The sequence below is a fragment of the Corynebacterium sp. LK31 genome (assembly GCF_014335015.1).
In the GTDB taxonomy this organism is placed as follows: Bacteria; Actinomycetota; Actinomycetes; order Mycobacteriales; family Mycobacteriaceae; genus Corynebacterium; species Corynebacterium jeikeium_D.
On the sequence record NZ_PDGW01000022.1, the window covers coordinates 130,457 to 142,006 of the forward strand.

At 61.9% G+C, this 11,550-nt stretch carries 12 protein-coding genes, 1 tRNA gene and 1 riboswitch; of the genes, 11 read left to right on the plus strand and 2 right to left on the minus strand.

Going from position 1 to position 11,550, the window contains the following annotated elements; translation table 11 throughout:
• Position 1: 1 nt before the first annotated feature.
• Positions 2-781, plus strand: coding sequence for an ABc transport system integral membrane protein (locus CRD18_RS08280; protein WP_049190211.1), 780 nt, complete (start codon positions 2-4; stop codon positions 779-781).
• Between the two features lie 59 nt (positions 782-840).
• On the opposite strand, the gene CRD18_RS08285 is transcribed toward CRD18_RS08280, so the two are convergent.
• Both CRD18_RS08285 and CRD18_RS08290 read right to left on the minus strand, forming a co-directional pair.
• Positions 841-1,617 carry a queuosine precursor transporter gene (locus tag CRD18_RS08285; RefSeq protein ID WP_070438881.1) on the minus strand — a complete coding sequence of 259 codons (777 nt, stop codon included), beginning with the start codon at positions 1,615-1,617 and terminating at the stop codon, positions 841-843.
• A gap of 126 nt (positions 1,618-1,743) precedes the next feature.
• The gene (locus CRD18_RS08290; protein ID WP_224784318.1) at positions 1,744-1,887 is read right to left on the minus strand and encodes a hypothetical protein; all 144 of its coding nucleotides are present in this window, start codon (positions 1,885-1,887) and stop codon (positions 1,744-1,746) included.
• Positions 1,888-2,202: 315 nt separating this feature from the next.
• Between CRD18_RS08290 and gluQRS the strand changes: the two genes are divergently transcribed.
• The 10 genes from gluQRS (at position 2,203) to CRD18_RS08340 (ending at position 11,486) form a co-directional block, all read left to right on the plus strand.
• Positions 2,203-3,147, plus strand: a complete 945-nt coding sequence (gene gluQRS, locus CRD18_RS08295; protein WP_016421857.1) for a tRNA glutamyl-Q(34) synthetase GluQRS — start codon at positions 2,203-2,205, stop codon at positions 3,145-3,147.
• 24 nt (positions 3,148-3,171) lie between these two features.
• A complete protein-coding gene (locus CRD18_RS08300; protein ID WP_016421860.1) occupies positions 3,172-3,624 on the plus strand; it encodes a flavodoxin family protein in 453 nt (150 codons plus the stop codon).
• A 68-nt stretch (positions 3,625-3,692) separates the two neighbouring features.
• Positions 3,693-4,931 (plus strand): Nramp family divalent metal transporter, encoded by a 1,239-nt coding sequence (locus tag CRD18_RS08305; protein WP_187406645.1) that lies wholly within the window; start codon positions 3,693-3,695, stop codon positions 4,929-4,931.
• A gap of 89 nt (positions 4,932-5,020) precedes the next feature.
• Positions 5,021-5,141: riboswitch (SAM riboswitch) on the plus strand.
• 10 nt (positions 5,142-5,151) lie between these two features.
• A complete protein-coding gene (locus tag CRD18_RS08310) occupies positions 5,152-5,505 on the plus strand; it encodes a hypothetical protein (RefSeq protein WP_016421862.1) in 354 nt (117 codons plus the stop codon).
• A gap of 77 nt (positions 5,506-5,582) precedes the next feature.
• Positions 5,583-7,103, plus strand: coding sequence for an AMP nucleosidase (locus CRD18_RS08315; RefSeq protein ID WP_187406642.1), 1,521 nt, complete (start codon positions 5,583-5,585; stop codon positions 7,101-7,103).
• Positions 7,104-7,223: 120 nt separating this feature from the next.
• Positions 7,224-8,402: an HNH endonuclease signature motif containing protein gene (locus CRD18_RS08320; protein WP_049193842.1), complete on the plus strand. Its 1,179-nt coding sequence runs from the start codon at positions 7,224-7,226 to the stop codon at positions 8,400-8,402.
• Between the two features lie 37 nt (positions 8,403-8,439).
• On the plus strand, positions 8,440-8,649 hold the full coding sequence (locus CRD18_RS08325) for a heavy-metal-associated domain-containing protein (RefSeq protein WP_049172422.1): 210 nt from the start codon (positions 8,440-8,442) through the stop codon (positions 8,647-8,649).
• A 20-nt stretch (positions 8,650-8,669) separates the two neighbouring features.
• A complete protein-coding gene (locus CRD18_RS08330; RefSeq protein WP_187406643.1) occupies positions 8,670-10,868 on the plus strand; it encodes a cation-translocating P-type ATPase in 2,199 nt (732 codons plus the stop codon).
• A gap of 3 nt (positions 10,869-10,871) precedes the next feature.
• A complete protein-coding gene (locus CRD18_RS08335) occupies positions 10,872-11,219 on the plus strand; it encodes a metal-sensitive transcriptional regulator (protein ID WP_065421667.1) in 348 nt (115 codons plus the stop codon).
• A 181-nt stretch (positions 11,220-11,400) separates the two neighbouring features.
• Positions 11,401-11,486, plus strand: a tRNA-Ser gene (locus tag CRD18_RS08340).
• Positions 11,487-11,550: the final 64 nt, after the last annotated feature.

Genomic DNA, 11,550 nt, shown 5'->3' on the forward strand with positions numbered 1-11,550 from the left:
GATGAGTTTTGGAAACGCTTTGCGGTCGGAGTGGACGAAGCTAGCCAGCCTGCGTGGCACGTGGGTGTATGTGGTGTTGTTGGTGGGCTCGATAGCTGGGCCGATGGCGGCTTTCAGCATGGCGGCGGACGCTGGTGCAACCGCTGATTGGGAATTGCTGCTGTTGGGGACCGTGATCTTCAACATGATCGTGATTGCCTTTGGTGGCTCCACCCTGGCGGGTGAGTACAACGATCAGATGAATGCGCATGCGTTCTTGACGCAGGACCGAAGGAGCCTGTGGCTTTCGGCACGGATGACGCTGACCCTTGTGCTGATTGCTGTCTGTTGGGTCATTGGTGTGGCGCTTGCTTGGCTATCGGTGACGGTTTCCCCGCGCGTGGAGTTCAAGGGCGGCGACGCTGCCACGGACATGCTCGCCGGAGTGCTTGGCTTTGTAGTGTTTGGACTAATCGCGATGTCGCTGGGAGTGCTGACGCGCTCGCGCGTGGCCGCTGTCGCTATTCCGCTGGTGTGGATTCTGGTGGTGGAAAGCATGCTGGAGTTCGCGGCGCTGGCGTATGCGATTTTCCGGCCACTGTGGCTGGTCACGCCGGGTGCACGCATTCAGCAGTTGTCGACGCAATTGGGCGGTCTGATGGCAAATCCGGAGAATCCACGCATCGGGTTTGAGGCCGGCATGACGCAGCCGATGTGGTTCAACATCGTGGTGCTGGTGGCCTGGATTGTTGTGGCTGTTGGCGTTGCTCATTGGGTCAATGCCAAACGGGATGTGAAGTAAAAGCAAAAAGTGCCGCGACTACTCGCTTCTCAGGCGAGGTCGCGGCACTTTTTTCGTCGTTAAGCGGGAACGCGCGTGTCGTAGTAGCCTTCGCGGCGCTTGACCCACGCGATGACGGCGTAGGTGACTGGCATGACTACAATCTCGACGGCGGTCTTCCAGATGAAGCCGACGATGACGTAGTTGACGAAGGTACCCCAGGTATCGATGCCGATAGCGGTGGCGGCGATGGAGCAGAAGATGAGCGTATCGACGAACTCGCCAACCACAGTCGAGCCCATCAGTCGCGCCCAGAGAGCCTTTTCACCAGTGCGCTTCTTAATGGCGTTGAGCGACCAGGCGTTGAGCAGCTGACCGACGACATAACCGGCCAGACCTGCGAGAACAAGCTGCGGGACGGTGCCCAGCACAGTGGCGAAGGCTTCCTGATTCTCGTACCACGGTGCCGCCGGGAGCTTGATGGCGGCAAAGAAGCAGAGCATTGCGCCGGCGAGGATGGCGAAACCGGTCCACACGGTGCGGCGGGTGGCTTTGTAGCCATAGCACTCGGAAAGCACGTCGCCGATGACGTAGCTCAAGGGGAAGAGGAAGAAGGCACCGTCGGTGGCCAGGCCGAAGATTTCCACGCCCTTGGTGGCGGTGATGTTGGAGACAATCAGCACGCCAATGAAAATGGCCGTGAACATCGGGTACAGCGATTTCGGTACCGGGATGTGGCGTGGCGTGTGTGCTGTGGATTCGGACTTAGTTGCGTTCTCGGGCGCGTGCGAGGTGCTCACAGCGGCAGCCTCGGCGTTGCCCGGCCCAGACTTGGGCAGGTTTTCGTTATTTGTCACGGGAGGGAATGTTACCTGCCGCTCAGGGCTCCAAGCGAGTGCCGATGAAGTCTTCGAGGCCGACTCTGCCTCTCATCCTCTAACTCCTGTGGGTTTGAGTCCGCAGGAGTTAGAGGATGAGCGGGTTTAATTATTTGTTTTCTTAGCTCCACGCTTACTGCGCATTCCATTAACAATAAATGTAAAACAGCTTACAATCAGGCTGCCAAGAGCGATTAAGCAGTAGAGCAGCGCGCGATCTGTCTTTGCCGTAATAGCTGCTGTACTCATAACGGCAGTCTGGTTAGCTAGTTTGCTCAATGTGTACATCCCATTTGCGATGCCCAGGAGACAGAGGAGGCTCACGACTAGTCCGATAATGGAAATCGATGCTAGCCAATTTACGCGCAAACGTGATGACATTGTTCTCCTCTAAAAGATCCGCTTACAAAAAGTCACGCATACATTAACCCTTGATTTTATTGAAAGGTCATGAATGCCTTTCGAGTAAAAGATGAATTTCCTCCAAGATGATTTGAATTATTCAACCGGAGATCTTTCCCCAAGATTTCAACTATCATCTTGGGGTCTCGCTAACATATTCCTGTGACCAGTTCCCAACGGTTGACTAATTCCACTTTACCCACCGGCCGCTACGCCCCTTCGCCGACCGGTCGGCTGCACCTGGGAAACCTGCGCACCGCGGTTCTCGCCTGGGCGCACGCCCGCGCGCAGGGCGGTCGCTTCATCGTGCGTATCGAAGATATCGACCGCCAGCGCTCCCGCCCCGAGTATGAGGCGCAGCAGCTCGCCGATCTCGAGGCCATCGGCATAGACTGGGATGGCGCCCCGGTCCGCCAGTCAGAACGCTCTGACCTGTATGAATCCGCGCTCGCCGACCTCACGCAACGCGGCCTGACTTATCCCTGCTTCTGCACGCGCCGTGAAATCCTCGCCGCCTCCTCCGCGCCGCATGGCGTGCCAGGGCAGTATCCCGGCACGTGCCGTTCGCTTGACGACGAGCACCTCTCCGCGAAAAAGGCCGAATTTGCGGCGGCGGGGAGAAGGCCGTCGATACGCCTGAAATCGCAGGTGAGTGAGGGGGCCGCGACCGATGAGCTGTATGGCGAGATTGCCGCTCCGATCGATGACTTTGTCCTCCAGCGTGCCGATGGCATGTGGGCCTACAACCTGGCGGTCGTCGTCGATGATGCCGAGCAGGGTGTCACCGAGGTTGTGCGTGGCGATGACCTGATGTCCTCGGCCCCGCGGCAGGCGTACTTAGCCGGATTGCTCGGTCACACCGCACCTTCGTTCGTGCACGTTCCGCTGGTGGTGAACTCTGAAGGGCGGCGACTGTCCAAGCGCGATGGCGACGTGACTCTCGGCGAGGTGTCGGTGGATGCAGCGCAGCGGTGGATTCTGGATTCGCTGAGCGGTGGCGGTGATGCTAGCGATGGCGGCGGGAGCGTAGAGCTCGACTCCATCGCTGACCTCCCGGAAGCCCTGCGTGCGGGTCTGGAAATTCCTCGCGAACAGGTGATTTTCTAGGGGCCGCTTCGTTACCCTCGGGGCATGCCTACTCTTCTTGTCGTCCACCATTCCCCGACCCCGCTTCTGCAGGAAGTCTTAAGCCACGCGCTCGAGGGTGCCAACGACCCCGCGCTGGAGGGCGTGGATGTCAAGGTTGTCGAGGCTCTCGACGCCACCATCGATGACCTGACCAGCGCTGACGCTATCCTGCTCGGCACCTCCGCCAACTTTGGATACATCTCCGGCGCGCTCAAGCACTTCTTCGACACCACCTTCCGGGAGGCGCAGGAAGTTACCAAGGGGCTGCCATTTTCCTACTGGATCCGCGGCGGCTTCGACACCACCGGGGCGGAAAACGCCATGAAAACCATCACGACCGGCTACAAGTGGGAGCTTGCGGCCGAGCCCGTCGTGTTTGTCGGTTCGCTTGACGACGACATCTCCGACCGCCTGGTAAATCTCGGTGGCACCATGGCTGCCCAAATTTTGGGCTGATTGAAGATTTAGTGTCGAGGCCGTGAAATAATGGCCGGGTGAATGATTCAGGGGCACAAGGGTCGCAAGTGACGTCGTCAAGCGAGAAAAACCGCAAGCCCATGATGAGTCTGCTGGGGCCTGCTTTTGTGGCAGCGATTGCCTACGTGGACCCCGGAAATGTGGCTGCGAACCTGTCCGCGGGCGCGAGCTACGGGTATCTGCTGCTGTGGGTGTTGGTGGTGTCCAACCTCATGGCGATGGTTGTGCAGTACCTGTCGGCGAAGTACGGCCTGGTGACGGGGCGGTCGCTGACCGAAGGTGTCGCCGACCGCTTCGGTTCGAACCGGCCGGGGCGGCTGGCGTACTGGGTGCAGGCCGAGATTGTGGCGGCAGCGACGGATGTGGCGGAGATTATTGGTGGCGCCACGGCGCTGTACCTGCTCTTTGGGACGCCGATGCTGCTTGGCGGTGTCATTGTTGGCGTGGTCTCGCTGGGGCTGTTGTTGCTTCAGGGTGGGCGTTCGCAACGCACTTTTGAGGGCGTGATTGTGGCGTTCCTGCTGGTCATTACGGTGGGGTTCCTGGCCGGGCTGTTTGTCACGGGCCTGAGTCTCGGGGAGATGGCCAGCGGAATTCTGCCGCGCTTCCAAGGCGCGCACACCGTGGTGCTGGCGGCATCCATGCTGGGGGCGACCGTGATGCCGCATGCGGTCTACCTGCACTCCGGGCTGGTGCGCGACCGCGAGTACAAGGTGGAAGATGACTCCTCGCTGCGCCAGCACCTACGGGCCACGCGTATCGATGTCTTCGGTGCCCTCGTGCTGGCTGGGTCGGTGAATATCGGCATGCTGTGTCTTGCGGCCGAAGCGCTCCCGGGGGTGGAGGGGACTGACTCTATCGAAGGCGCCCACGCCGCTGTGACCAGCGCACTTGGTCCCGTGGTGGGCATACTTTTCGGCGTTGGGCTGTTGGCCTCCGGGCTGGCGTCGTCCTCTGTCGGTTGCTACGCCGGTGACCTGATTATGCGCGACCTGCTGAAGGTGCGTGTGCCACTGCTGGTGCGCCGAATAGTCACCATCATTCCGGCGCTGCTCATTATCGCCAGCGGCGTGGAGCCGACGTGGGCGCTGGTGCTCAGCCAGGTGGTGCTGTCGATTGGCATCCCGTTTGCGCTGGTCCCGCTGGTGCGCATGACCTCCTCGCGTGCCGAGATGGGCATCTGGGCCAACACCCCACTACTGCGCCGGGTCGCGTGGGTTATCTGCGGGCTCATCATCGCGCTCAACGTGGCGCTGGTGGTCCTGGTGCTGACGGGGAAGGGGTAGCTTCCGGGAGTGGCGGGGTGGGGCCTCGTCGTAAAGCGTGCGGGAGATGGTAGACAAAGCTGTCTAGTTGGTGTTAGGGTGGGCGGCACGATCACAAGATATCGACGAGAAATGGCCTTTGACAGCGTCGATAGGCAACCGCCCGATTCGCGGACCCGGTGCCCCAAAGGAAGATCAGCCCCACAGACCGCCTGCGGGGAAGAGCGAATAGGAGCGCCAAATGCACACCACAATAAGCGACGTCCACATCATCCATCTCAGCCGTCACACCGCTGACCTTCTCGTCGACGGCCGACCCGTCGCCATCCGGCTGCAAGAAGCCGACATCGACCCCCACTCCCGGAATCTCGTCCAACTACCCGTCGACCCCGCCTTCTACGCCACCCTCCGCGGCCAGCAACGCGCCGACTACCTCAGCGCCCACGTCCGCGACGGCGTACGCTACGGCCGCATACTCTGGCACGAGCTTGACGACGGTCGTCACTTCCTCACCATCCCCACCATCGGCGGCTACCATGTGCACCAGGTCTTTGAGGTCCGCCGCAGCCGCGAGGGAGTGTGGAGCCGGCACTGAGCTGGTTGCGTGAGCGTGCCTGGCGTGATGAGCGCGGCGCGGATGCGAGCGGGAACCTCTCCGCCTAGCCTTGGGCTATGCAGGTACGAGACTCCGCAACACCCCCGTTCTGGCCCACCGAAGGCGAAGGCGACTTCTACACCGACGCCGCCGCAGCCGTCGACCGGCTCACCGAAATCCACCGGGCAGGAATGGCCTACCTAGTCGAGCAGTACACCGCCGCCACCGAAGGAAATTCCGGGAGTGGGCCGGTGCGCGCCTACTACCCCGAACTACGCTTCACCGTCCCGGCCGGCAGCGCCGTCGAGGATGTCGACCCCTCCCTGTCACACGGCTTCGTCGACCGTCCGGGAGTGTATGCCACCACCATCACCCGCCCGGTGATGTTCCGCACCTACCTCATCGAGCAAATCAACGACCTGCTCGCCAACCACGGCGGCGAAGTCGAGGTGCGCGTCTCCGACCAGCCCATCCCACTCCGGATGTGCCGCGGATTCGACGCGGCCGCCGAGGAAGCGGCGGGGAGGGAAGGGGCGTCGGCAAGCATGCTGGCGGCAGTGGAGAAGACGTTTACCCCCATCGACTCCGCCAGCATCGACGACACCATCGCCGACGGTGAAGCCGACTACCTGGGCCTGCTCATCAAACCTTTGAGCCTCTTTACCGCCCAGCGCATCGACCTCGCCCTCCAGCGCCTCGAACACTACACCGGGTCGCACGCCGCAAACATCCAGCGCTTCGTGCTATTTACCAACTACCAGCTGCACACGGACGTGTTCCTCGAATACGCCGCCACCCTCACTCCCGGAAATCCGCACGGGTACACGGCGCTGGCGTGCCCGGGTGGGCAGCGCTACGACATCGGCGCCATCCCCACTCCCGGAATTTGCCGTCAGCACGCGCACGCCTCGCAGATGCCGGCGTACCACCTGCTTCGCGACGACCAATGCGGCATCACCATCATCGACATCGGCGTCGGCCCCTCGAATGCCAAAACCATCACCGACTGCCTCGCCGTCACGCGCCCGCACTGCTGGATGATGGTCGGACACTGCGCCGGTCTCGACGGCCGCATGCGCATCGGCGACATGATTCTCGCCAACGGCTACGACCGCGCCGACGGAGTCCTCGACAACTACGTGCCCCTGGAAAAACCCATCCCGCCAATTGCGGAAATCCAGCTCGCCGTCACCAACGCGCTCGCCCGCGTCTCCGGACTTACCGGCGATGAGCTGAAAAAGCGCCTGCGCACCGGCACCGTGCTGTCGACCTCCGACCGCAACTGGGAGTGGCGCTCCCAGGCCGACCTCTACCGAGAGCTGCAGAAATCCACCGCCATCGGCGTCGAAATGGAATCCGCCACCATCGCTGCCAACGGCTACCGCTTCCGGGTGCCCTACGGCGCGCTGCTCAGCGTCTCCGACATGCCGCTGCACGACAAACCCAAACTCCCGAAATCCGCCCGCGAGTTCTACCAGTCCTCCAAGGAAGAGCACCTCATGGCCGCCGTGCGCGCGTGCGAGGACATGGCCGCGGCTCCCGACACCCTCCACTCCCGGAAGTTACGTCGGCCGGTGGGAGAGGTCGCGTTCCGGTAGGGCACTTTCGGGAGTGCGTCGTCAAGCCCGTTTGTGCAGATTGTGCATGCTTTACGACGGCTGTGGACAACGCCAAAAAGCGATTGAAGCCGCCCACTCCCGGAAACTAGCCTTAGCCCCATGACGACATTGGGACTGCTCAGCGCGCTGGCGACACGGGGGATTGACGTGCTCGCCGACCTGCGCGCCGCACTCCCGGAAAAATCCACCGGGCACCGGGAGTTGGCAGCCAGCATCGGCTTCGACCCCTTCCGCCTCAAGCGCCTGCTGCGCTGTGCCGAGCGGCTGTTCGGCACGGTCGAGGGCGATATGGATGTCGAATCCCGCGACAAAGCCGTCGCGATCGCCCGGGAGCTGAAGCTGTCGCTGGACACGGTCATGCAGATCGACAAGCGCTCCGGGCAACTCAACAACGTCGAAATCCGGGAGTACTACCGCCTGGACTTCACCCGCGCCGCCGCAGCATACGACTTCGAGGGCCTCGACACCTACATGCGCACCAAGGTCAAGGAGCTCAACCGCACCGACGAGCCGCCGCAGCACCTGCGCGCCCACGTCTCCCGGAATCCGGACATCCGCGGGATGAAGCATCTGCAGGTCACTGGTCCGGCGAACATGATTGACGACCTGGTCGCGCCGCTGACCGTGCGCGCAGCTGAAATCGCCAAAGCGCACGAGGATTACACCCGGGATCGGTGTGTCGGTCAGGCGCTGGCAGAACGCTTGGCACACGGGTCGGAGGGGCCGCTTGACGACGTCGACAAGCTCCGTTACCAGCCCGCGCTCATCGTAACCGCGCAAGACATCGTGGAGTACAGCCCGCGGTTTGCGGCGACCTCCAACGGCTCCGTCCTCACTCCCGGACAATTCGTCGAGGCATTGCTCGCGGACACCGGCTGGGTGCTGGTCTACGACGAGCACAACACGCCGACCGACCTACTCCCGATACACAACCCGCGCCTGGCGACGGAGGAACAGCGCATCGCGATGATCCTCGACAACCCCATCTGCGCGTGGCCCGGGTGCCCGCGCCCCGCCCACGCTGGGCAGGCCCATCACCTGGTCGCCAGGAAAAACGGCGGCGCCACGACTATGGAAAACATGGTCATGACCTGCAAAGAACACAACGCCGCCAACGATGACGACAGGCAAGGCCTCAACGGGCACCTCGAGCGTGACGACGGCTCCGGCGCGGTCTACCGCCACCCGCCGTCTCCGCACGCGCCGCCCGAATTCAACCTTGCCTTCCCGACAGCTCTCGCGGGGCGGGCCTACTCGGGCTACCGTCAGCGCGAATAGCTTTACAGATATACCCATAGGGGGTATATATTGGGGTATGGCTAATCAAACTTTTACTGTTACTGGCATGACATGCGGACACTGCGAGGCATCGGTGCGGGAGGAAGTCTCTGAACTCCCGGGAATCACTGATGTCCAGGTTGACCGCTCCCGGAATTTCCTTTCCGTGACCTCGGATGCAGACATTGACACCGCTGCCGTAATCGCAGCAGTGGATGAAGCTGGCTACAAGGCGGTCGCAAACTAAACCCCCAAAGAGGAAAGCGGATGTCTGAGCAGCAACTTCTCACCCTTGATATCCCCGTCGGCGGGATGACGTGTGCGTCGTGCGCAAACCGTATCCAACGCAAGCTGAACAAACTTGATGGCGTTAACGCGAGCGTGAACTATGCGACCGAGAAGGCGCATGTGGAGGCGCCGGCGGACATCAACCCGCAGCAACTGATCGACACAATCGTGGCAGCGGGGTACACCGCTGAGCTTCCGCAGGAGGAGCCCGAACAGGAACCGGGTGCTGCTCCCGAAGGGAAAGACCGGGAGCTGGAAGACCTGCGCAACCGAGTCATCGGCGCTGTCATCCTCACTGCTCCCGTCATCGCAATGTCGATGATTCCTGCCCTCCAGTTCACTAATTGGCAGTGGCTGTGTCTCACGCTCTCGGCGCCGGTCTTTGTGTGGGCCGGCTGGCCGTTCCACCGCGCGACACTGAAGAATCTGCGTCATGGCGAGGTCACCATGGACACGCTGATCACTATGGGGACGACCGCTTCGTTCCTCTGGAGTGTGTGGGCGTTGTTCTTCGGGCGTGCCGGGCTGCCGGGGCTCAAGCACGAGTTCCACTTCACGGTCACTCCTGGTGATGCCGATATGAACATCTACCTCGAGGCGATGGCCGGCATCATCATGTTTGTGCTGATTGGTCGTTACTTCGAGAAGCGCTCCAAGCGCAACGCCGGTCAGGCACTCCGGGAGTTGATGAAGCTTGGCGCCAAGGATGTCTCCGTTCTCGAAAGTTCGGGAGTGGAGAAGCGGCTGCCCGTGGAACAGCTCCGTCCGGGAGTGGTGTTCGTCGTTAGGCCTGGTGAGAAGATCGCGACGGACGGCGTTGTCGTGGAGGGCGCGTCGGCGGTGGATGCGTCGATGCTGACCGGCGAACCGATGCCTGTCGAGGTCGGCCCTGGCGATGAGGTGACGGGGGCGACGATCAATACGTCTGGGCGGCTGCTCGTGCGGGCGACGCGCGTGGGCTCGGAGACGCAGTTGGCGCAGATGGCGGCGATGGTCGAGGCGGCGCAGACGGGTAAGGCGCCGGTGCAGCGGCTGGCGGATCGGGTTTCGGGAGTGTTCGTGCCCGCCGTCATCGCGATCGCCGCGGTCACGCTGGGCGCGTGGTTGTTTACGGGGCACGGCGCGAGTGAGGCGGTCACGGCTGCGGTCGCCGTGCTCATCATCGCGTGCCCGTGTGCGCTTGGCTTAGCGACGCCCACAGCGCTCCTGGTCGGCACGAGTGAAGGTGCCAAGGCGGGTGTGTTGCTGCGCGGCCCGGAGGTGCTGGAGTCGGCGCGGAAGGTCGACACGGTTGTGCTGGATAAGACCGGCACGGTGACTACGGGTGTGATGGAGGTGACGGAGGTCCCTCCCACTCCCGAAAATCTGCTGCCACTTGCCGCTTCGGTGGAAGCGGCGTCGCACCACCCGATTGCGCAGGCGATTGTGCGCGCGGCGGATCCGGATTCTCTACTCCCGGTTTCGGATTTCCGGGATATTCCGGGAGTGGGGGTTGAAGGCACCGTGGATGGCCACCGCATCGAGGTCGGCCGCACCGGGGAAAATTCCGGGAGTGGGGGGACGGTGGTTGCGGTGCGCCGCGATGGAGAGCTCCTGGGCACGTTGGAGGTGTCGGATTCGGTGAAGCCGACGTCGGCGGCTGCGGTCGCGAAATTCCGGGAGTGGGGGGTGCGGCCGATTCTGCTGACCGGCGACGCCGCCGGCCCGGCGTTTCGGGTCGCAGATGAGGTCGGTATTGCTCGCGAGGATGTGATTTCGGGAGTGATGCCGGAGGATAAGGTCGCGACGATTGAGAAGTTGCAGGCTGGCGGCGCGTGTGTGGCGATGGTCGGCGATGGCATCAATGATGCTGCGGCTCTTGCGCAGGCGGATTTGGGCATGGCGATGGGCACGGGCACCGATGTGGCGATGGAGGCTGCGGATATCACGCTGGTGCGTGGTGATCTGTTGGCGGCTGCGGATGCGCTGCGGTTGTCACGCCGGACGCTCCGCACGATTCGTTCGAATCTTTTTTGGGCGTTTTTCTACAACGTTTTGGCAATTCCTGTCGCCGCGCTGGGGTTGTTGAATCCGATGTTGGCTGGCGCTGCGATGGCGTTTTCGTCGGTTTTTGTGGTCGGCAACAGTCTGCGTCTGCGCGGTTTTCTCCGAGTCAACCAGCTATTCAAAAAGGAGTAACTCATGAGTGAGTCTTGTTGTTCGTCGCAATCGCATTCGCTTGACGACGATTCTTGCTGCCATGACACCACTGATCCCGGTTATCTCGTGGAGAAGCGGCGTTATGAATCCCGTATCCGTCGCATTGAGGGGCAGGTTCGTGGCATTGGTCGGATGATTGAGAACGAAGAGTACTGTATCGATGTTTTGACCCAGATTTCGGCGGTGAATTCGGCGTTGAAGTCGTTGGCGTTAACTCTTCTGGATGCTCACCTCCATCACTGTGTGGTGCATGCGGCTGAGGGCGGCCCGGAGGAGTTGGACGCCAAGCTGGAGGAGGCCTCGGCGGCGATTGCTCGGCTGGCTAAGTAACTCCCGGAAAAATTCCGGGAGTGGGGGGCGAAACAGCAGTCGGCAGTCGGCAGTCGGCAGCCGGAGTTGGTTGCTGTTGGTTGCACCGGTTGCGCGGAAGTGTCGCTTAAATGCCTCGTTTTCCCTGGTAGGGGGCGCGTTTTGGGAAAATGGGGTTTGTTGGGTAGTCTTTAACGACGTTGGAGGATTCGACTAGCGGCCTATGTCACACGCCTGGAACGCGTGCGGGAGTCACATCCCTCGTGGGTTCAAATCCCACATCCTCCGCAGAGTGAAAACCCCCGGTTTACGCCGGGGGTTTTCTTGTATTTATGCAGGTGAGTGGATTTGC